This is a genomic window from Listeria cossartiae subsp. cayugensis, assembly GCF_014229095.1.
GTDB classification, from domain to species: Bacteria; Bacillota; Bacilli; order Lactobacillales; family Listeriaceae; genus Listeria; species Listeria cayugensis.
Genome location: NZ_JAARZC010000003.1, coordinates 304,740 through 327,392, shown reverse-complemented (window position 1 = coordinate 327,392; position 22,653 = coordinate 304,740). Strand labels below are relative to the sequence as shown.

At 37.7% G+C, this 22,653-nt stretch carries 22 protein-coding genes; all 22 read right to left on the bottom strand.

The genetic code is table 11. The annotated features are described in order from the left end of the window. Positions 1 to 13 precede the first annotated feature (13 nt). Positions 14 to 1,210, bottom strand: a complete 1,197-nt coding sequence (gene essB / locus HCB49_RS11385) for a type VII secretion protein EssB (protein WP_185604998.1) — start codon at positions 1,208 to 1,210, stop codon at positions 14 to 16. A gap of 21 nt (positions 1,211 to 1,231) precedes the next feature. Further along, positions 1,232 to 1,483 carry an EsaB/YukD family protein gene (locus HCB49_RS11380; protein ID WP_003740080.1) on the bottom strand — a complete coding sequence of 84 codons (252 nt, stop codon included), beginning with the start codon at positions 1,481 to 1,483 and terminating at the stop codon, positions 1,232 to 1,234. Between the two features lie 17 nt (positions 1,484 to 1,500). Beyond that, complete coding sequence (gene essA / locus HCB49_RS11375) at positions 1,501 to 2,022, bottom strand: type VII secretion protein EssA (protein ID WP_185420476.1); 522 nt, start codon at positions 2,020 to 2,022, stop codon at positions 1,501 to 1,503. Further along, complete coding sequence (gene esaA, locus HCB49_RS11370; protein ID WP_185604997.1) at positions 2,012 to 5,230, bottom strand: type VII secretion protein EsaA; 3,219 nt, start codon at positions 5,228 to 5,230, stop codon at positions 2,012 to 2,014. Before esaA ends, essA begins: the two co-directional genes overlap by 11 nt. Before the next feature lie 150 nt (positions 5,231 to 5,380). Further along, positions 5,381 to 5,674 carry a WXG100 family type VII secretion target gene (locus HCB49_RS11365; RefSeq protein WP_185391718.1) on the bottom strand — a complete coding sequence of 98 codons (294 nt, stop codon included), beginning with the start codon at positions 5,672 to 5,674 and terminating at the stop codon, positions 5,381 to 5,383. Positions 5,675 to 5,988: 314 nt separating this feature from the next. Then, the gene (locus HCB49_RS11360; protein ID WP_185557158.1) at positions 5,989 to 7,281 is read right to left on the bottom strand and encodes an adenylosuccinate synthase; all 1,293 of its coding nucleotides are present in this window, start codon (positions 7,279 to 7,281) and stop codon (positions 5,989 to 5,991) included. A gap of 258 nt (positions 7,282 to 7,539) precedes the next feature. Further along, on the bottom strand, positions 7,540 to 8,892 hold the full coding sequence (gene dnaB / locus HCB49_RS11355; protein WP_185391720.1) for a replicative DNA helicase: 1,353 nt from the start codon (positions 8,890 to 8,892) through the stop codon (positions 7,540 to 7,542). Positions 8,893 to 8,916: 24 nt separating this feature from the next. Further along, a complete protein-coding gene (rplI, locus tag HCB49_RS11350; protein ID WP_185604996.1) occupies positions 8,917 to 9,363 on the bottom strand; it encodes a 50S ribosomal protein L9 in 447 nt (148 codons plus the stop codon). A gap of 2 nt (positions 9,364 to 9,365) precedes the next feature. Beyond that, positions 9,366 to 11,339 carry a cyclic-di-AMP phosphodiesterase PdeA gene (gene pdeA / locus HCB49_RS11345; RefSeq protein ID WP_185480547.1) on the bottom strand — a complete coding sequence of 658 codons (1,974 nt, stop codon included), beginning with the start codon at positions 11,337 to 11,339 and terminating at the stop codon, positions 9,366 to 9,368. A 166-nt stretch (positions 11,340 to 11,505) separates the two neighbouring features. Beyond that, a complete protein-coding gene (locus tag HCB49_RS11340) occupies positions 11,506 to 12,234 on the bottom strand; it encodes a LytR/AlgR family response regulator transcription factor (protein ID WP_185480546.1) in 729 nt (242 codons plus the stop codon). An 18-nt stretch (positions 12,235 to 12,252) separates the two neighbouring features. Next, entirely contained in the window at positions 12,253 to 13,548 is a 1,296-nt protein-coding gene (locus tag HCB49_RS11335) for a sensor histidine kinase (RefSeq protein ID WP_185480545.1), read from the bottom strand. Positions 13,549 to 13,643: 95 nt separating this feature from the next. Next, positions 13,644 to 13,805 carry a cyclic lactone autoinducer peptide gene (locus HCB49_RS11330; RefSeq protein WP_008946442.1) on the bottom strand — a complete coding sequence of 54 codons (162 nt, stop codon included), beginning with the start codon at positions 13,803 to 13,805 and terminating at the stop codon, positions 13,644 to 13,646. Next, positions 13,789 to 14,403 (bottom strand): accessory gene regulator ArgB-like protein, encoded by a 615-nt coding sequence (locus HCB49_RS11325; protein ID WP_185480544.1) that lies wholly within the window; start codon positions 14,401 to 14,403, stop codon positions 13,789 to 13,791. The genes HCB49_RS11330 and HCB49_RS11325 overlap by 17 nt, the downstream gene beginning before the upstream one ends. Positions 14,404 to 14,660: 257 nt before the next feature. Continuing rightward, positions 14,661 to 15,260 (bottom strand): PepSY domain-containing protein, encoded by a 600-nt coding sequence (locus HCB49_RS11320; protein WP_185604995.1) that lies wholly within the window; start codon positions 15,258 to 15,260, stop codon positions 14,661 to 14,663. Positions 15,261 to 15,414: 154 nt separating this feature from the next. After that, complete coding sequence (rpsR, locus tag HCB49_RS11315) at positions 15,415 to 15,654, bottom strand: 30S ribosomal protein S18 (protein WP_003721669.1); 240 nt, start codon at positions 15,652 to 15,654, stop codon at positions 15,415 to 15,417. A gap of 43 nt (positions 15,655 to 15,697) precedes the next feature. Then, positions 15,698 to 16,234, bottom strand: coding sequence for a single-stranded DNA-binding protein (ssb, locus tag HCB49_RS11310; protein ID WP_003721668.1), 537 nt, complete (start codon positions 16,232 to 16,234; stop codon positions 15,698 to 15,700). A 55-nt stretch (positions 16,235 to 16,289) separates the two neighbouring features. Further along, positions 16,290 to 16,583, bottom strand: coding sequence for a 30S ribosomal protein S6 (gene rpsF / locus HCB49_RS11305; RefSeq protein WP_003721667.1), 294 nt, complete (start codon positions 16,581 to 16,583; stop codon positions 16,290 to 16,292). A gap of 282 nt (positions 16,584 to 16,865) precedes the next feature. Then, positions 16,866 to 18,089, bottom strand: coding sequence for an arginine deiminase (gene arcA / locus HCB49_RS11300; RefSeq protein ID WP_185604994.1), 1,224 nt, complete (start codon positions 18,087 to 18,089; stop codon positions 16,866 to 16,868). 245 nt (positions 18,090 to 18,334) lie between these two features. Then, positions 18,335 to 19,243 (bottom strand): DUF7638 domain-containing protein, encoded by a 909-nt coding sequence (locus HCB49_RS11295; RefSeq protein WP_185604993.1) that lies wholly within the window; start codon positions 19,241 to 19,243, stop codon positions 18,335 to 18,337. Positions 19,244 to 19,348: 105 nt separating this feature from the next. Further along, positions 19,349 to 20,008 (bottom strand): DedA family protein, encoded by a 660-nt coding sequence (locus tag HCB49_RS11290; protein WP_003721665.1) that lies wholly within the window; start codon positions 20,006 to 20,008, stop codon positions 19,349 to 19,351. A 187-nt stretch (positions 20,009 to 20,195) separates the two neighbouring features. After that, complete coding sequence (locus HCB49_RS11285; protein ID WP_185604992.1) at positions 20,196 to 21,281, bottom strand: glutamine--fructose-6-phosphate aminotransferase; 1,086 nt, start codon at positions 21,279 to 21,281, stop codon at positions 20,196 to 20,198. Position 21,282: 1 nt separating this feature from the next. Next, positions 21,283 to 22,641 (bottom strand): PTS sugar transporter subunit IIC, encoded by a 1,359-nt coding sequence (locus HCB49_RS11280; protein ID WP_185604991.1) that lies wholly within the window; start codon positions 22,639 to 22,641, stop codon positions 21,283 to 21,285. Positions 22,642 to 22,653: the final 12 nt, after the last annotated feature.

Genomic DNA, 22,653 nt, shown 5'->3' with positions numbered 1-22,653 from the left:
GGTTCATTCTCCCTTATTTTGCTTCTGTATTTGTTGTTGCATCTTCAGTTGTTGTTTTTTCGTTCACTTTTTCATCATATTCTTTCAAGCTCTCTTCTAACGCTTTTAGTTTTTCTACTTTTTCATCGCCGCTTAATTTTGTATCACTTTGTACTTGTTCAATTTGTTTAGTTAAACTGTACATCGCAAGCGTTGGATCATCTAAAAGTTTGGCAATATCAAGTGATTCTTTAAATTCGCCACGGCCATTATAAATCCAGTAAAGTAGGTTTTTCGCATCAGATTTCAAGCTGATTGTGTTCATAATATTTTCTTTCTTTTTATCGCTCATTTTTTCGCCGTTAACATAAGCATATGCTAGTTCGTATTGTACGGATTGTGGCATTTTTTCTGGGTCAACGTTTTCTAGACCTGTGATTACTTTATCGTAGTCGGTTTTCAGGAAATTCTCGTTTGCTGTCAGTAAATCGTTTTGCAGTGGCACTTTAACGAAAGCAAAGTAAGTTACCGGAATTGCTAGTAAAATCGCAACGATAATAAAACCGACTGCCAACCCGCGGAAAGTTCCGTATTTTTTCTTCGGTACGCTTGCCATATTTTTTTGAACAGCCGCATGCTCTTTCACGTAAGCTTCTTCTAAAATATCGGCAATATCTTGAATCGTTTTCGCATCCAAAATACTCTTCTCAAATTGCGTTCCTCTTGCACCTGTTAGCGAGCCATTGTACAAGTTTTCAAAAGAAAATTTCTTAGAAAACATCGCAATAACGAAGCATTGGTATTGTTTGAAAAACGCTTCTTCGGTTAACTCGTATGGCGGTAAAATGTTTTTAATACCGCGATGAACGATATTCGGTACTAAGTTAATATCGAAAACCAAATTATCTGGGTGTAAAAAGAATGTATAACGCGTATTTAACAATTCGCTTAAATCGGCAATATTGCGTAGCGCACGTAGTTTATCTTCGCGTTCCATTTTCCGAATTTGTTCAAATCCGTAAGTGCGTTCGGCAATCTCATAAGAAATTGTATAAGAATCGCTGTCACTCGAAATTTTCGCAGGGGTAAAATGTGCTGCTGGTTTTTCTAATAATTCCAGTTGTGCCAGTTCTTTCGCGTGTGTTTTTGATTTCGGGAACGTAATGCTCCAAACTAAATCCTCATAAGTAAAATCGTAAGCTGTTCCGTCCATTTCTGTTGTCTTATTCATCGTTTTCATTCTCCTTTTTTTCTATAAAATTTCTAAAATGTCTCCATCGGCAATTTGAAAGTTAGTTAATTTATCATCATCGCTTAGTAAAATTGCTTTATTCGTTGTTTTTATCGTGCATTTGGACAAATCTTTATACTCGATTTTGAGTGTTTCTGCCAAATTGATAATTAGTGCTTTGATTGGTTGATGCACCGGGATTCGCAAATCATACTTACCTGCGCCCCAATTAGTGAAATCAACTGTCACATTCATATGTGTGTTTTTAGCCATTTAAAACTCCCCGCTTTCTATTCAAAAACATTGCGCGCAGCCACATAAATCCCGCCTGCTAAAGCCACAAGCGTCCCAGCAATTGCTCCGCCAACTGTTTTTTGTTTGGTCTTTTTAGTTTCGTCTTCTACTGTTGTATCTGTCGTATCGGTCGTAGCCGCTTCCGTGTTTACAGCAGTGGTTGCGTATTTTCCGGTGAACAATTTAGCTTTCGTTTTTTTCACCGTCTCACCAGAAGTTGGCTCCTCTTCAAAAAGCGAGTCTTTAATCCGGTCGTATTCTGCTTTTTCCGCCGCTTTTTGTTTGGCGATTTTTTCATCCATTTCGGCTGTAAAAAGTGGAATTCCGTTTTTATCGAGCTCCGTTTCTTCCATCTGTTCTAGTTCTTTTGTTTTTTCTTCTTCGGTTTTTTGAAGCCTGTCTGTTTTGATGTCCATTTTCCCGCTGTTTTCGAGATAACTATCTGAATCCGCAGCGAGCGCACTTGGAGCAAAAGCAAAACACATCAGCATCAGCCATGCCGCTATTTTAAATTTCATCTGAATAGTCCTCCTCTACGTCTTCATCTTTAGAGCGGTGCCAGACAAACAGATTAAGTGCCGTAAATAAGAGCGTCGTCCCAATCAAACTGTATACGACGATAATATAATCTTGTTGTGCACTTAAAATTCCATTTAGCAATTGCTCCATGTATTGCAGTGGCGAGAACTTTCTGAACGTCGCGAAAATAGATTCGTTATCGATATTAAGTCCAACTGCATCTGTTAAGAACAGGTATAAACTTAAAACTAGCAACACAAGCGACATCCCAATCATATTGAGCTGACGTAATAAGTATGAAAATGCAGTAACCAACGCCATCATAATTAACACGCAGACACCAATCCATAGGAACATTCCGATATCCCCAACTTCAAAAATAAAGCCTGAAACGGCACCGATTACTAGCCCTTCAATAATTCCCACACAAATCGTTAAGAATGTAATTGGGATATTTTTAAAGACAAGTGACATTTCATCCTCAAATGCATTCAATTGTTCTCGTTTTTTCTCTTGATGTGAAATTACGTAACTCGTGAAAATGGCAAGAATTGTACAAATTAAAACCATAAAATATGGCATTGATTTATCTCCCGCCACGATAGTTCCGGCGTTCATTTTATCGACCGGGTTACTCAAGAAACTATATAGATTTTCATTTTGACGATCGCCGACACGACTGTTTTTCATGACCTTCGCAAAGTTTTTCTGGAACGTTTCGTCGTCTTCCAGTTTTTGCCCTAAATCATCCGATAGTGTAGAAGCTTCTTTTACTAAAGTCTCTCCACTTTGTTGGATGTTTTTCGCTTCTTTATCGATGGCATCAAAAGTCTGATATACGACTTCAGCTGATTTCAAATTACCTTCTGAAGTACCAGCTAACGACTCACTTTTCGCCAAAATTCCTGCAAATTCAGAACTTAACTGTAACGCCATCGTCGCTTCTTCGCCAGATTTATCTAAAACCACACCATTTTCTACCATTAGACCTTTACTAGCTTCGCGCCATGCTTCCAGATTTTGCAGCGTTAATGCTAGATTTGTATTTAAACTAATGGCTTCTTGGGTCGTTTCGTTCAGTCTATTTGTGACATCTTCTGAACGTGAATTCGCCTCGGACATCGCATATTTATAGTCAGCAATTCGTTTTTCAAAAGCTTTAATTTTTTTCGTATAATCCGCCACAAATCGGTCTGTTGTGAGGTTTACAAAACTACCAATGATATCTTCTTTATTAAAAATATAATAATACGATGAAGTTTTCGCGGAATTGTCTAATGTGACTTGATAATCACTAAAGTCTGGCATTTGCTCCGAATTGCTCGCATCAATTCCATAATATAAATCAAATAATGCTTGTAATTTATAATAATCTTTCACGGTATTAGTAATTGCTTTGACAGAAGATCTCGTTTCATTAAGATATGTTGCTGAATTGACCTTCATCGGCTGTGCTTCTTTTCTAACTAGTAGCGAGGTTGCCATACCAGGATTTAGCTGCGTTGGATTAGATGGATCTGGAACAACCGGCATATATCCATATTCTTTACTCTCAAATTGTTGCACCGAAGCACTCCAATTCGCGGCACCAACTAAAGGAACATTAGCACCTTCTCGTAATATTGCTCTACCAGTAATTTTTATATCAATTGGATAAGTTAGCGATGGTATATAAAACTTAATACCGTTTTCGCCGTATGGTGTCTGTTGAACTAATCCCGTATAGGGACTTCCATTAACCAGGCAATCGACATTAGAAAAAGTGAAATTTCCATCCAAATTCACAACAACTTCCGTATTATAAGGGCTAACTTGCACAGTATAAGACTGGCTTTCTAGTACAACCCCTTCTGATTTTAGTCGGTTAATCGTGTCACTTTTTAGCACATCTGTTGGCAATGCTTTGGCATCATTCGTAAATCTAAAATCCTCACCAAACGCGTTACGATGACTGTTATAATACTCTTTCGATAGCGTTACAACATTTTTGTACATCTCTTCATCTAGCCCGAGATACGCCAATTGGTCCGTATTATACGTTGGTAATGCTTTAATTTCATTCACAATCATATTGTTAAAACCGGCGTTAATATCTTCGCCAGCTAAATCTTTAAAGCCAATTTCATTTATTCTATCCGAATAATCGTTTTCTTTTAAAATACGCAGCAAATCATTATAAACTGCTGTCCGGAAATCATTTTCGAGCGTTCCGATAATCTCCCCATCTAATGCTTCAATCCGCGCATTTGTCTCAGCGATGTAATTTTGCAAAGCTTGCGTCTGCGATAATAATGAATTAGCCCCTTCTAAAACTTGAAATTCTGAAGTCATTTGCGCATTGGCTTGTACTAAAGCGGCCGTTTGTGTTCTAATATCTTCTGCCGATAAAGAACCATCAAAGTTCTGCAAGTTCTCCGTGAATTTTATCCCAAAAGGCGCATTTGTTTCTTGTGTTTTTGTAAACCCGTCCATATTTTTCATATGTTCGGCGTTTTCCGTTTTAGAGACTTTTAAGCTTTCTTCAAATTCCTTCATAATATCTTGAAATCCTTGGAAACTCTCTTTAGAAGTCCCCGTATACGTTTGTACCGTTTTAAATTGTTCCGTATAATTCGATAGAGGATTATTTACGTCTTTGTTGTAAATAGCATCATATTTTTTCTCTTCCTTAACTAACGCGCCAATGTTATCTTGCGCTTCTTGTAAGGTCGTTAAAATGCTAGCAAAATAAACGTCAATTATCCGTGAATTGAAGTCTTCTAGTACAGACGCTGCTGTTTTTTCTGCTTCTGCTTTTAAATCGCTATTCCCGACGTCATTAACCTTGTAGCTAATGGTTACTTTTTCAGGCGCAGCCGATGTCATTGACAGTGCTTTTTGAGAAAAGTCACTTGGAATAACAATCATCATATTGTATACATCCCGTTTTAAGCCACTTTCTGCAACCCCGCGGCTAACAACGTACCATTCATGTCCTTCATCTTTTTCAATGCTTTTAACAAATTGGTTCCCGAATTCCACCCGTTTTCCTTGGAAAGTATCTCCTTGGTCCTCGTTAACGAGTGCGATAGTCATTTTGTGTACTTTTTCCGTATTATTTTTAGTTTCTTTATTTGAGCCTTGATTCAAAGCCAAATAAGTAATTCCTGCCGACAGAAAAATCGCCAAGACTAAAAAGAGTAAAATACTCCATTTTACCTTCTTCATCCATGTCCCACTCCCGCTGTGTCTTTTTTATATAAATACCTTTTTTAGGCATAAGCTTTCTATTTTAGAAAAAGCCATGCAAAAAACTGCATGGCTTTTCGTAAAGCATCCAACTATATTTGTATGTATGCCTCACTGTGTTGTTGATTTTTAGAATCCAAAGTTTTGAGAAAGTTGTTGATCGTGCTCTTCAACAGCGTTCGCAGTTTTCTCAAGCTGATCATTGATTTGATCCATCAAGTTAGCGAATTCAGTCACTTTTGGTTTTAATTGTTCAAATTGCTCATCAAAACGTACAAAAGCTTGACCTTCCCACTCGCTACGAAGTTGATCTTGTAATTGGCTCAAACGACTTAGAATATCCTCAATATCTCTACCACTTTGACCGTAAGTTTTAGCGCGATCACGTAGCTCATTAGGACTCATACGAATTTGACCTGACATTCACTTCATCTCCTCTTATTATCTATTGTGAATAAGATATCACTCTCAAATTATATCATGAATTCACAAGCTAAATTGTGACAGAAATGCGAATAAAACATCTCCAAAACATTGATATTAGGTCTTTTTAAGGAATCTATTTCCATATAAAAGATGCGTATTTCACAAACAAATATTATTTTTGTTAAGTTTTTCAACTTTCTCAGCCGTGGATTGTATACCATCTCGAAATCAAAACCCGCTCCTATGCAGAAAAAATTCCAAACAAAAAGCCTCCCCAAGGAAAACCTTAGAGAGGCTTGATAAATTTTTTATTAAGCTAAACGCCAAACGCTTTTAATCACGTGCGTTTGAGCGCGGTCTGGACCTACAGAGAACATAGAAACTTGCACGCCTGTAAGTTGCGCAATACGTTCCATGTAATGGCGGCAATTAACAGGTAGATCATCTAATGATGTAACTCCTGTAATATCTTCCGTCCAGCCTGGAAGTTCTTCATAAACTGGTTCGCAACGAGCTAAATCTTTCAAGCTTGCTGGGAATTCTGTAATTGTTTTTCCGTCTAATTTGTAAGCTACACAGATTTTAAGTGTTTCAATTCCTGTCAAAACATCTAGTAGAGTTAACGATAAATCCGTTAAACCACTAACACGACGAGCATGACGAACAACGACACTGTCAAACCAACCTACACGACGCGGACGACCAGTAGTCGTACCATATTCATGACCAACTTCACGAATATTGTCACCGATAGCATCAAACAATTCTGTTGGGAAAGGACCGTCACCAACACGCGTAGTATAAGCTTTCGCCACACCAACAACATGATTGATTTTCGATGGACCAACACCACTACCGATAGTTACACCACCAGCAATCGGATTACTTGAAGTTACAAACGGATATGTTCCTTGATCAATATCAAGCATAACCCCTTGCGCCCCTTCAAATAACACACGTTTACCATCATCTAAAGCGTCATTTAAAACAACAGATGTATCGCAAACATATTCTTTAAATTGTTGACCATATTCATAGTACTCGTCTAAAATATCTTCTAATTTAAAGCCTTCTAGTTCGTAAAAACGTTCTAATAAACGGTTTTTCTCGCCAAGATTATGCTCTAATTTTTCTTTAAATGTTTCTTTATCTAGTAAATCGATAATACGGATACCAACACGCGCCGCTTTATCCATGTATGCTGGGCCGATACCTTTTTTCGTTGTACCGATTTTATTCGCGCCTTTACGTTCTTCATCAGCTTCATCAATACGAATGTGATACGGTAAAATAATGTGCGCGCGGTTAGAAATACGCAAATTAGAAGTATCCACGCCTTTGTCATGAAGATATTTTAACTCCTCCACTAAAGCTTTTGGATCCACAACCATACCGTTACCAATAACGCTAATTTTTTCCTTGTAAAAGATACCTGATGGAATTAAATGCAATTTGTACGTTACACCATCAAACTTAATTGTATGACCTGCATTGTTCCCACCTTGATATCTAGCAATCGCTTCTGCATTTTCGGAAAGAAAATCTGTAATCTTCCCTTTTCCTTCATCGCCCCACTGTGTTCCTACTACAACAACTGAAGACATTTAAACACCTCATTTAATTGGTCTTTGATAGCTATGAGTTTTTCATAGCCTCTTCATTTTCCACTATATATTGTACCGTTTGCCACCAAAATAGTCAATGGATTTACGAACATTGATTTGTAAGGTAATTTTATCGTTCGCTTTTTTAATCATTTTAGTAGAAATCCAAAGTATATTTTTAGTAATATGATACCTTTTTGCATAAAATAAAAACCTTGCGAGCTCCAAATCTAATTTGAATTTCACAAGGTTTCCTCATTAAGCCATTGCGTCGTCGTACCGCACTTCTAAATTCACAAACTTATTATATTCTTTTACAAAGGCTAGTTTGACGTCACCAACAGGACCATTACGTTGTTTCGCAATAATAATCTCAATCGTGCCGTCATTTTCACCTTCCCGATCATAGTAATCTTCCCGGTATAAAAAGGCTACGATATCCGCATCTTGCTCAATCGAACCGGATTCACGAATATCTGACATCATTGGGCGCTTATCTTGACGTTGCTCTACGCTACGAGATAACTGCGAAAGTGCAATTACCGGCACTTCAAGTTCCCGCGCCAAAGCTTTCAACGACCGAGAAATTTCAGAAACCTCTTGTTGTCTATTTTCGCCACCACGACCGCTCCCCGCAATAAGTTGCAAGTAATCGATCACAATCATGCCAAGACCAGTTTCTTGTTTTAAACGACGACATTTGGAACGAATCTCATTCACACGAACACCTGGCGTATCATCAATATAAATCCCAGAATTAGAAAGTGTACCCATCGCGATTGTCAGCTTTTGCCAATCATCGCTCGTTAAAGCACCCGTCCGTAAATTCTGCGCATTAATATTACCTTCTGCACAAAGCATACGCATAACAAGCTGTTCCGCACCCATTTCCAAACTAAAAATGGCCACATTCTCGTCCGTTTTCGTCGCAACATTTTGCGCAATATTCAAGGCAAATGCTGTTTTACCAACGGAAGGACGCGCGGCAACAATAATTAAATCATTCCGCTGAAATCCAGCTGTCATTTTGTCCAGCTCATTAAATCCTGTTGGAATCCCAGTAATATCACCTTTACGATTGTGCAAAATTTCAATATCATCATATGTTTTAACAAGGACATCTTTAATATTCTTGAACGCGCCGACATTTTTACGTTGCGAAACTTCCAAGATACTCTTTTCCGCCTCGTCCATAAGCATGTCGAGCTCGTCCTCGCGCGAATAACCATCTGTCGCAATTTGGGTAGCCGTTCTAATTAAACGTCTCAGAAGCGCCTTATCCTCGATAATATGCGCATAGTATTCTAAGTTAGCAGCAGTTGGCACAGCCCCGGATAGTTCCGTCAAATAAGGCAAACCACCTGCGTCCTCCAAATTACCTTTGGCAGCAAGCGACTCATACACTGTTAATACATCGACAGCCTTCCCATGGTCATTCAAATCAAGCATCGTTTCAAAAATGATTTGGTGACCAGTGCGATAAAAATCATCCGGCATTAAAATTTCAGAAGCAGTAATCAGCGCATTTGGCTCAAGAAATATCGCGCCCAGTACAGCTTGTTCGGCTTCAATATTTTGTGGTGGTGTTCTGTCCTGGAAATTATTATCCACTGTCTTACGCTCCCTTAAGAAAAATTATTCGTCACTAACATGTACATCAAGTGTTGCCGTTACTTCATGGTGCAATTTCACCGGCACTTTCGTATGCCCTAAAGCTCGAATCGCATCCGGTAGATCCATTTTACGTTTATCTATTTTAATACCATGTGTTTTTTCAAGCGTTTGAGCAATTTGTTTAGATGTAATAGAACCAAACAATCTGCCGCCTTCACCAGACTTCGCTTTTAATTCCACTGTTAAATTTTCCATTTTTTCTTTCAAAGCTTTTGCCTCAGCTAATTCTTCAGCAGCAACTTTATCTTCTTTTTTCTTTTGAGCTGAAAGTGTGCTTAAAGCCGCATTGTTAGCCTCAACCGCGTAACCATTTTTAATTAAAAAATTATTTGCGTAACCATCAGCAACATTTTTAGTTTCACCTTTTTTACCTTTACCTTTTACGTCTTTCAAGAAAATAACTTTCATAATTATGTTTCTCCCTTCCAATACGCATCAATGGCGCTAATTAATTGTTTTTCTGCTTCTGCAATTGTAACATCTTTAAGCTGTGTAGCCGCATTCGATAAATGTCCGCCACCACCTAGTTTTTCCATAATGACTTGCACATTGATTTGACCAAGTGACCTCGCGCTAATCCCGATTAATTTGTCCGGACGTAGCGTAATGACAAAGGACGCCTGCACACCTTCCATCGAAAGCATCGTATCCGCCGCCTGCGCTGCAATGACCGTGCCAAATTCCTCGTCTTCATGTCCAGTCGCAATCGCCATGCCGTCATGATAAATTTCAAGCGACTCCACTAAACGACTTCGCTGTGTAAAAGTAGTAATATCTTCTTTCAAAAATTGCTGAACTAAAATCGTGTCCGCACCAAGCGACCGCAAATAACTTGCCGCATCAAACGTTCGCGACCCAGTCCTAAGCGTAAAGTTCTTCGTATCAACCACAATCCCCGAAAGAAGTGCCGTCGCTTCAATTTTCCCAACTTGTTCTAAATCAGGTTGGTACTCAAACAGCTCCGTAATCAATTCGGCAGTAGATGACGCATATGGCTCGATATAAACAAGCACCGGACTTCCAACAAATTCCTCTGAACGACGGTGATGATCGACAACAACCACATTCGTAGCTGAGTCAAGCAATTCCTTATTAATAACCATCGAAGGTTTGTGCGTATCAACAACAACAAGCAAACTCTTCTCGGTAATATTTTCTAGCGCAACTTGCGGCGTAACAATATTTTTAATTACATTCGGATATTCTTCAATTTCATTCATCAGTCGCTTCACATCTGGACTCATTTTGCCAGGTTCCACAACCACATAAGCATTGCGATCATTCATCTCCGCAATCCGCATCACACCAAGACTCGAACCAATTACGTCCATATCCGGATAGCGGTGCCCCATAACAAAAACTTGATCACTTTGCGTAATTAGCTCTTGCAAGGCTTGCGAGATAACACGTGCGCGAACCCGAGTCCGTTTTTCCATCGGGTTGGTTTTCCCGCCATAAAAACGTACTTTTCCTTCTGGTTGCTTAATTACGACCTGATCTCCGCCGCGCCCTAAAGCAAGGTCCAGACTAGACTGCGCCAAGTCCGCTAGCTGAATCAAATCATCTTCCTTATAACCAATCCCAATACTAAGCGTCAAAGGAATATTCTGCTTCGACGTCCGTTCGCGAATCCGGTCCAAAATTTGAAACTTCTCCTCTTCCAGTCGCTTCAACATTTCCTCTGTCAAAAAGGCCATAAAGCGATCCGTAGAAATCCGTTTCAAATAGATTCGGTGCTCTCTAGCCCAGTTAGTCAACATTGACGTCACCAAGTTGTTCAAAGCACTACGACGTCTATCATCCATACCTTGCGCCCATTCATCGTAATTATCTAAGAAAATAACCGCAAAAACAGATTTATTCGCTTGATATTTCTTATTTAAATCATAATATTCCGTCCGGTCATATAAATATAAAATCCGCTCTTTACGCTTTACTATCGTATCAAAACGGTGATCACGCCAAGCAATCGACATAATCCCCTTTTCATCATTCCCAGTAATCACGTCCAGAAATTCTGGTCCCACTTCTTCCAAGGACTCCCCAATTAACTCTTTCTTATCAAAGTATTTCGACATAAACGGGTTAACCCATTCAATTTTGTAATGTTCATCATACAGCAATATTCCCATCGGCATTTCCACAAGCGCTTCTTCCTCACTGCGCTTAATCCGATATGTTAAATTAGAAACATATAGTTGAACGTCTTCATTCAGGCGATATTCAAAGTAAAACATCGCAACTGTAAGAATAATCCCACCAACAACAACTAATACCGATAACCACCATGAAAAAAAGAACGTGATTACGCCCAGAATAATTGTCGCTGCAATCAGACCGTATAATGGATATTTAAGCATTCGTTTTTGAAAATAGCCTGACATTTCATCCAGCTCCCCATTTTTTTACATACCTTTTGTCTGAAATTGAGTACCTATATCATAACATAAACTGAACTAACAATTCACCACTATTATTTTACCTATATTTCACCATTTCATCAAATACAAACCCAGTATCGTACAAAAAAAGCGACCATTAAGGCCACTTTTATAAACTCAAACTTTTAATTAACTTCGATGATGCGTAACAATTCTCTCCATTAGACATCTTTACCACGCCTTTTGTCGCATCCAGCTCATGAATGTTTTTCTTATTCACAATATACGAACGATGGCACCGATAAAAGGATTCGTCCAACATTTTCTCAATATTTTTCAACTTACCATAAAACTCCACTTGACGATTTTTACCATGTAAAATTACTTTATGAATTGTCGGCGCTGTTTCGAAAAATAAGATATCATCTAAAAGTTCATGAATAATCTTCTTATCCGACACTTTAAACGTAAAATATTTCTGCATATCTTGATCGTTAGAAATCCGTTCTTCCGCTTGCTTCATACAAGACAGCACTCGGTCATGCAACATATCAATATCATCTTTAATGATGTAATCAAGCGCTTCCACCTTATACGTGAAAGTCATATAGCTCAATTCCGCATGTGTCGTAATGAAAATAATGAAGCCCCTCGGATCAAATTTCCGAATTTCTTGAGCTAATTCAAAACCATTCATGTCCGGTTGCCCTAAATCAATATCTAAAAAGTAAAGTCCCATACCTTGATGTGAAGGCATTCGTGATACTAACTCAAACGGATCTCCTGTCGAAAGTTCTAACTTCATATCAAAATGTTCAACCATTATATAGTCTTCAATATATTTCGTTAACCTTTCTCGCTGCATTCTGTTATCTTCACAAATAAAAACCGGTAGCATAAATTCATCCCCATTCTTCTACATAATTTCTAGTTCTTGAATAACTTCTCTATTGGTCACTTTCGTATCTAAGGCAACGTGCGAATATTTCTTCATAATCTCCCGCAAACTAGCAAGACCTAAACCGCGACCTTCCCCTTTTGTCGAGAAACCTTCTTCAAATATTTTATATACAGGCGGCATATTCACCGGTAAGCTATTTGCAAACACAATGATGATGCTATCGCCTTTTTTCACAAACGCAATCCGAATAACTGGATTTTCACAAGTTAGCGCCGCTTCAACCGCATTATCCAGCAAGATTCCAACAACTTTACATAAATCTATACTATCCATCGAAATCTTATCAATCGGTTCAACTACTTCCAAAATCGCATCAATTTTCAGTTCTTGAGCTCGTATTAACTTAACTGCCAGTAAACCTTTTAGTTCAATCACGTGAATATTTTGCAGCAATGAAATCTTATAGTTGTTCGATTCAATTGTTTTATTTATAGGTACAATATTATTTTCAAAGTAATATTTCAAACCCGGCATATCATTATTATCAATATATCCCACAAGTGTAGACAAGATATTCACATAATCATGACGAAAAACGCGCATTTCTCTATGCAGGGACTCTAATGTAGTAACATAATCCTGTAACTGTTCTAGCTGTTCCTTCTGATTCTGTACTTTAAGTTCGTTAGTCGCTGTATTAATAACAACCGTCACTATAACTATTAACAAAATGGTATAACCCGTAAAAATAAGCGTATTAATTTTCAAAACTGAACCATCGAAACCTGCAATCGAGCCCGCGTAAATATTCATATAAAACGCTAAAACCGTAAGTGCAACGATAGAGAAAATAATATACGCATACTTTCTATGTTCAACAAATCTAGATAAATCAACTTTTTCAATGAGCTTTCTAAGAAGAAAAGAAAGCACCAACAAGTTCGTCAGCATCCCTACGCAATAAATTAATGTTGGTAATAATTCATTAAATATTTCATCGTATTCAAAATGTAACCCCGGTACTAAAATAAAACCTACTATAGAATCACTAATAGTAAGCAAAATAATAACTACAAGTGTAATCGAGCCTGAAACGATTACATTTTTATTCTTCCAATATAAGGCACTTACAAAAACCAGTAACACTAAAATCATCGACCAGTACTGAACTAATGTAAATAAAGGGAAGGCTACCATAGCAATTGCTACAGTGACCACTCCCTCTTTAATTGAAAAAACTTTGTTTGTTAAAATCTGGATTGCTATAAAAATACCCGTTATCTGTATAAATGCCATCAAAATACTAAACATATTAGTCCTCCACTGTCTAAAATATCTATGTTTAAATATGTAAGTTTGCCTTCTTTTTATTTTAGCATGAATTTTGACGTTATACAGTTTTTAATTTATTTATTTTCGTTTTTTTCTTGCATTTTTACGAATGGACTTTTTGGTTCGTATACAAACATGAAGCAAGCCTTACTCATAGAAGAATCCGCAACTTTCATGGATTTTTCTTCTAGCTTTCTAGAGAGGAAATTACCAACCGATCTATTCATATTTCTCATAGTTCCGATACCTCCTTCTTAATAGTTTGTAAGTAAGTGGATTTATGCTTATCACCTGAAACAAAGAACCTAACATGATTAATGTTTTCATCTCAGCGAATGGTATTAGTAACGCAATTCCCGTTAAAATTAGCGTTCCTATCATCGCTTTTCTTTTTAGTGTTTTTCGGTGTTCTGCACCGATTAAAGGCAAATTCTCTGTATCTGCCGGAGCGAATAAAAACATGTTGAGTAGTATGAAACCAAATGCACCTAAAACAATCCAATTATTAGAGGGGATATTTTGAAAAACGAATGGCGCGAACACAAACATCATCAAGCTAATCAACGTACAATTTAATGTTTTGGTTGCGTGTAATCCAAAAGAATACCGTCTAAGCCATAAATACGACAGATGCACTGTCACCGTTTGCAGCAAAAGCCCTGTTACTAAGGCAATACCGTATACGAGAGCAAACTTCATAGCATTAATTAAAATTATTTCCAGTCCATATTTTACTTTTAAATAACCTTCTTCATCATCCTTCCAGCGGTCTTTCGAAATCAAAACATCCGCCATTCTTTCTGACAAAGGGACTTTTGCGGTAAAATTACTCAACTAATTCACCTCCACTAATATTTTACAACGAATTTACCTGTAATAACCAAAAATGTAATGAAATGTCCGATTCTTGTCATGAACGACTCAAAAAGGGGAAAATTGGCGATTTTTTGGATACAGTTCAGAATTTTCAAACGTGTACAAAGATCTGCCTCATAGGACTAAGAGCCTATATTAATATTATATTTCAGTATTTTTATTCATAAAAAAAGCAAGCTATGAAAGAATATTCACAGCTTGCTTTTCATATTTTATTAATCATCTTGTTCTGTTTGAAGTACGTCTAAAGTTTTTGCATTTAGCTTAATTTCGTATTTTTTATTATCTTGTTTTACGGTCACTTCATAATAAGTTGTATCTAATTCTCTTTCTATTTTCCAACTCGTTACGTCTCCAGCTTGTTCAGTTACAGCCTTATCCATCGCTTCTTTTGGTGTTTTAATGCCATCTAAGCTGATTTTTTCGTTTTCTTTTTCTACTCCGCCAGCATCTTCTCGGTCAAGTTTGTCTGTTTCGTCGCTTAACTGTTCTTTTGTTTCGGCATTGAATTTCATTTCGTACTCATTGTCATTTGAAATCCCATCAACTTTGTACACGTATTTTCCCAAGTTTTTCTCTAATTCCACACTAGATATTTCTGCATCCCCATGTTTCTCTTTGAATGCATTTATCGCGTCTTCGTAGCTCATATCGAAGCTTTTATTTTGTAGGCTTTCGTTATTGTCGCTCTTGCTAGTAGTAGTTTCTTGGCTGCTGCTGTTTGATGATGTATCCTTGTCATCATTCGAGCCGCATGCCGATAGCGCACCCACTAATAATACCGCTACTCCTACTGTTGCCAATTTTTTATACATGTTTGTTTCCCCCTGTGTATTTTTTTACTTCTTTCCAAGAATAACACGAATGTTTAACACAGGCTTCCTTCTTAAGTCTTGGTTTTTGAGTATTTAGATTTGTTTCCAATAAAAAAACAGCCTAGAAATAAATTCTAGACTGTTAAAATTATTTTTATTTTTCTTCAGCAACAAATGGTAGTAATGCCATTTGGCGAGAGCGTTTGATAGCAACAGTAAGTTTACGTTGATATTTAGCGCTTGTTCCAGTTACACGACGAGGTAAAATTTTACCACGTTCGGAAACGAATTTTTTAAGAAGTTCTACATCTTTATAGTCGATATGCGTAATACCATTGGAAGTAAAGTAACATACTTTTTTCCGACGGCGTCCGCCTCTGCGTCCTCCAGCCATTGAAAGTTCCTCCTATCTTAAAGTTCAAACCGCTAAAATGAAATTAGAATGGCAAATCGTCATCAGAAATGTCGATTGGCTTACCATCACTTGCAAAAGGATCATTGTTAGTGGATTGATAATTTTGATTTTGAGATTGTTGCTGGTCCTGTCCGAATCCACCGTTATTTGTAGGCGCTTGTCCGAAGTTATTACCACCGCTATTATAATTATTGTTGTTATTGCCACTTTGATAGTTATTTCCGCCACCGCCATTAGAATTACGCGGTTCAAGGAATTGAACGCTCTCCGCTACAATTTCTGTCACATAAACACGTTTACCGTCGTTCCCCTCGTAATTACGAGTTTGAACACGGCCATCAACGCCTGCCATGCTTCCCTTCTTCAGGAAATTAGCAACGTTTTCTGCCGGTTTACGCCAAACAACACAATTAATAAAGTCAGCTTCTCGTTCTCCTTGTTGGTTAGTGAACGTACGATTTACAGCTAATGTAAAAGTCGCAACAGCCACACCAGCTGGAGTGTAACGTAATTCAGGATCTTTTGTTAAGCGTCCTACAAGTACTACACGATTCATCATGCAAAACCAACCTCCTCTCGTTTAGTAAATCAAGGTCCTAGCCTTGAATAAATTCTTATGCTTCTTCTTTAATTACCATATGACGAATGATATCATCAGAAATTTTAGCTAAACGGTCAAATTCGTTGATAGAATCTGCTTTATCAGCGTTTAATTTCACGATGTGGTAAAAACCATCACGATAGTCATTGATTTCGTATGCTAAGCGACGTTTACCCCATTCTTTTGATTCGATGATCTCCGCACCATTTTCAGTTAAGATTCCGTCAAAGCGTTCTACAACAGCTTTTTTCTCATCTTCTTCAATGTTTGGGCGAATGATGTACATAATTTCGTACTTTCTAGCCATCTACTCTACACCTCCTTGTGGTCTTAAGCGGCTCTGATATAGCATGAAACCACACCATATCCCTGAAATTCAGACTGCCTTTAGCAAGCCTTAAAATCAAGAGCGAGCAAGGAATAATTTATAATTACTCACAATAAAATATTATATCATAGCGCAAACTAACCAGCAAGATATTTCTCGAAAGTTTCTGGTTTGAAAACACTATAGCACATCTCAAAATCGCCGACAATACTTTTTGTGAAAGTTGTATTTTGCAGGAAAATCCCAGTTTTTCAAGGCTTATTATAAATTTTCTCTAACAAGCGGCATCGTCATACATCTAGGCCCACCACGCCCCCTAGAAAGCTCCGAACTAATCACTTCATGAACCTTAATACCAGCACTTCTTAAAAGGTTATTAGAGACATGATTTCGATCATATGTAATTACTTCCCCCGGCGCAATCGCAAGTGTATTTGCCCCGTCATTCCACTGTTCTCGTGCTGAAACAATCACATCTTCCCCACCACAAGGAATAAAATCAACTTCCGGCTCGCCTAAAACTTCCGCAATCACTCGCTGAAAGTCTCTGCGCGGCGTAATTTCCAGTCCATTCTCACTTTTTTCTAAAATATAAACATTAAGCTCACCTTGTTGATTTTGAATAGCTGGGTGAATGGTGAACTGCGCAAAATTAACCATGGTGAAAACAGTGTCCAAATGCATAAATGACCTAGTTTCCGGAATTTCAACTGCTAAAACTCGTTTAATTTTTGGAGCACGACTAAATAAACTTTCCGCAAGACGCTCGACCGCTCGTGCATCCGTCCGCTCAGATACGCCAACAAGAACAGTTTCTTCATTTAAAACTAATTCGTCTCCACCCTCTAAAGAAAACGGTTCTTCGCGACCTGACCATACCGGGACCGCTTGCTCACTAAAACGAGGATGCTGTTTCAAAATCAGCTCAATAAAAATGGATTCTCGCCTTCTAGCCGGCTGGAACATTTTATTAATCGTCACGCCATTCCCAATAACTGCTGCCGGATCTCGGGTGAAATACAAATTAGGTAACGGGTCTAAGAAAAATGGATATTGTTCATCCATCATTTCATTTAAATGTTTCTTTTTCCGCTCTGGAATTTCTGATTTTTTTAACCCCGACATCAGTTTTCGAATCATTTCTTCCTCATCAAAGGACATCAAATAATCTCGCACATATAGCGCGCTTTCGTCCATTTGATTGGATTCTTTAATCATTTTTGTTAAAAAGGCTTCTTTATTATTAGCGGTTCGCAATGCCTCTGCTGCTAATTTTTCTAAGTAAAGTACCTCAATGTTTGCGTCTTGCATTGTTTTGACAAAAAAGTCATGTTCTTTTTGCATCATTTTTAAGTAAGGGATATCGTCGAATAATAAAGATTCTAGATACTCTGGTGTGATATTTTCGAGTTCAGAACCCGGCCTTTTTACAAGTACTGTTTGGAGTTTGCCAATTTCGGATGTAATGTTCAATGTTTTTTCCATTTCATCACCTCTTGATAACTAGTTACCCTAAATGGTTGTTAATTATTCGACCGATTCATGAAAAAACTTTTCTTTATCTTTTAAGGTTAACTTCACCATTGTTTGTTCATTGGTAATATTTGCTGCCACACCACCAAAATTTGTTTTATTATCAGCGGAAAAAAATATAGTATCCTGTATACATATTTTCCATTTATTATTTCCCCTTTATGAAACTTATTATTTTATGTTATTACTAAAAACATCTATATTTCTCTTTTCTCATTTGGGTTATATATAATTCGACGATAATCTGTATCTCTTGCATCCATGTCCCCAAGGTATATTCGTTGATGTTCTGGAACGGCTTCATATGCTTTCCGCAAGCTTTCACGCGTTATCTCAGAAGGATGTACCAAATAGTGGTAATAGGATTCTCGGCAGATTTCTAAGGATGTTTTAGATTTAGTTACTTTTGCGGCTAAGTCTTTTATTTCTTTGAACTTACTGTAGGATGATGTTTGGTAATCTCCAGAAACTGTCAATGTTGCAAAATTGGGAATTACCATTGTAAATTCTCCAGAAACTTTACTAACTAACACACCAGATGAAAGCATTTTTTCGATTTCTTCTAAAGAATGCGTGGTTTTTGTTTCTTCTAAAAAGAACGTCCCATCTTCATAAATAACCATTGACGTCAGAATCATTTTGCCTTCTGAATGGTAAAACACACTGGTGGAAGCTCCATCTATCAAATCGTAGCCAAACTCACCCTCCACTTTATACGGAGTAGCACCAGTTGACCACGCAACATTATGTGATTCCCATTTTCGTTGTTGTTCTTTCGTTTCATTAAACAAATTAATCATTTCATGGTTCATATTTTGCACATTTTTGTATACATATTCATAGTAAGTTTTTGGTGTATGTTGCCATTTTGCACTGTGAATAACATACGTTCCCAAGCCATGAATGTTAATGTTTTTGCCATCAGGAATAGCGGTTACTAGTTTATTTATTGCTAATTTATTTTGTAACTCTTTTAAATTGATTCGTTCCCAGCAATCCATTGATCCATCTTCAAAAACTGGCATAGATATATAATAATACTCCATATTATGAATAATAGCAGGAATCGCTGTCCCTTCTATCAATCGCTTGTAATACATTTCCATCGCTACCTCTCCTTACACCTAATATTATATATTTTACTAAACTTAGCTTAACTTAACCAACAGCAACTTGTCATAATTTCCCGGGAAATAAAAAAAGCACAGAAATTATTCTGCGCTTTTTTTGTCCATTTTACTTTTAATGAACGAAACTACCATTGGGATAACGGAAACTACGATAATTCCGATAACTACTAATGAGAAGTTGTCTTTTACGATTGGGAAATTCCCGAAGAAGTAACCTGCAAGCGTACAAAGTAATACCCAGACAGTTGCTCCTAAAATATTGTAATTTAAGAAATAGCGATAGTTCATGCGGCTTGCTCCAGCTACAAACGGGGCAAACGTACGAATGAATGGCATAAATCTAGCAATAAAAATGGTTTTTCCGCCATGTTTATTAAAGAATGCTTCTGCTTTTTCCATCTTTTCTTTGTTTATTAGTTTTCCAAACCAGCTATCTTCCGGTATCGATGTGCCGATTTTTTTACCGATATGGTAGTTGACGGTGTCGCCTAAAACCGCAGCTAGCCACAAAGTGATGATTAGCGGAACAATATGTAAAATTGAACCATCTAATACAGATAACGCTCCGGCCGCAAAAAGTAATGAATCTCCTGGTAAAAACGGAAATACTACCAATCCAGTTTCTATAAAAACAATCAAGAACAAAATGATGTAAGTCCAAATCCCAAAATTATTTATAATCTCCACTAAATGTTGGTCAATGTGTAAAATAAAATCAATGATGTAGGTAATAAAATCCACCAGGCACTCACTTCCTCTTCTTTTTTTAAAAGTCAAAGTTCATTTTACCACAAATTAACTTTCCTTGTATCAGACTTGTGACTTATTTATCAACATTTAACCATTAATTGGTACATATTGAAAGTTTAAGCAAAAAAAGGCTGGGAAAACCCCACTTATTTGGGATTTCCCAGCCTTTTAGTAACTTTTAAGCGTAGTCACCAGGTTTTGTTTTACTTTTCATTGCTACACCAAAGTCTGTGTAGATGCGTTCTGTTAATTTATTTCCTTTCAACTCCGCAATATGATGCGCTAAGATTTGGAAAGGAAGAATCATTAGGAATGGCGCTTGGTATTCGTCGAGATCCGCTGAAATTGCTAATGTGCGGTCGTTCTCTGCTGTACCAAATTTAACCGTATACGTAAATGGTGTGTACTTAGATTCATAATTGCGCAACAGTACTAAACGCTCTGTAACAGCGCTTTCTGTCTCCAAGAAGAAAATTCTATGCTGTGGGTTCACTTCTAAATAAGGACCGTGCATAAACGCCTCTAAATCAAGGCCTTGCGATGGTACGCGGACCGTTTCTGAGAATTTCGTTTCAAATTCTTTGCATGTTCCAACTGTCGGACCATAACCAATCGCGGTAAATTTCGGTGCCGTAGCGAATTCATCCTGCCATTTTTCATAAAATGCTTCGGTTTGGGCGATTGTTGCTGGAATTGCATCGGTTGCCCGGCTGAATGCGCTGATTTCGTTATTGAACCGTGTTTCCTCAATTTGCCCTGTTTTGAATGCAAAATGAAGTCCTGTCAGCATTAATGTTAAAACTGTTGCCGTGAAGCCTTTTGTTACGTAGCCAACGCGTTCTTTCCCGCAGCCGATATCCAGTGTAATATCCGCAAAATCGGCAATTTCACTGGTTACATCGCTCGTTAGCGCAACCACTGATACGGAAGCTTCTTTTTTCACTCGTTCTAGCGCAGAAATGGTTGAGGTACTTTGACCACTTTGTGAGATTCCGATAACTAGATCAAGATGACTTGATAATTTTTCATAGTATAAATGATTGAAAGGTTCTTCAACGGTAATTCGGACATCCGCGATATTTTCAATGTAATATTTGGCACTTAGGGCTGCATTTAAGCTCGATCCGGTTGCTAAAATCAACCATTCTTTTGCGCCATTTTTTACAAGTGATTCTAGTTTTTCTGCATTTGTTTGGAAATCAGCTAAAATTGAGCGACACATTTCCTCTTCTTCATTGATATAAGTCATCATTGTTGGTTTCATTTTAAACTTCTCCATTCGTTACTGCTTCTGCTTCAACTTCTCCAGCAGCTTTTTGTTCTAAAACATATGCGCGGTTAGCTACGAGTACAAATGGAAGGTAAATCAGCGTTCCAACGACAATAATAGCGATTTGCAAGATGGAAGCGCGAATGTCTCCGCCCGTTGCAAGATAACCTGAAAGCACTGGTGGTGTTACCCAAGGAATCAAGATGTATGTTTGGCTAATCCAGCCCCATGATGTTGCGAAGTATGCCATTGCAGTTGAAGCAAGTGGAGCAATAACTAATGGAATACCGTAAATCGGGTTGAATACAACTGGCAAACCAAACATAAGTGGCTCACTGACGTTGAAAATACTAGGGATTAAGCCGAATTTTGTGACCATGCGGTGATCTGGTCGTTTCGAAGCTATGAAAATCGCGATAACTAAACAGATAATTGTTCCGCCGCCGCCCATGTATACGAAAGCATCTAAAAATGGTTGTGTAACAATGTTTGGTAAAGCTGTTCCTGCATTTACTGCATCAATATTTTGTTGCAAGGAAGTTAAAAGTACTGGTCCGGAAATTGCGCCTAGTACGAACGCGCCGTGAATACCAAATACCCATAAGAATCCCGCTAAGAACACATAAAGTAGAATCCCTGGTAGCGTTTGGAATCCACCAACTAAAGGAATTTGCAATACTTTTACGATAATTTCTGGAATACTCATTGATACAAAACTAACTACAAGTACTTCAATAATGGCTAAAATACTTAAAACTAAGAAAGATGGAATTAAAATGTTAAATGATTTCGCAATTGCTGGTGGTACACTTTCAGGCATGGAAATCTTTAATTTTTTACTTCTTGAGAATTTCGCAAGCATAGTGATACTGACTAAAGAAGCAATAATCGCAAGGAACATTCCTGTCGAGCTTGTCATTTCTTGAGTTAAAACGCCGCCAGCCTCAAAAGCCTTGCCGTCAACCGACATTAAATGAGAAGATGCTGGGATTAAAACGACATAAGCTGCAACTGCAACTATCCCTTCCGTACGACCTTCCATTCCGTATGATTTAGCTAAAAAGTTCCCGATTAGGAATGCCGCTAAAATCGCCATAATACCTAGTGTCGCGTTGTAAACTTGCACACCAACACCTAAATAATTTTCCACATTTGGAATGAATTTAAGCAGACCGTTTTGTGGTTGAAGCAAAACATTATTTACAAGTAAGAAAAATGCTGCAATGATTGTAATCGGAATCATTGCTGCAAAGCCATCACGAATTGCCATGATATGCTTTTGCGATGAAATTTTTTGGGCAAAAATTGATAATCCTTCAATAAATCGGCTAGATAAAGTTCTCTCTGAATTCATTTTTTTGTCCTC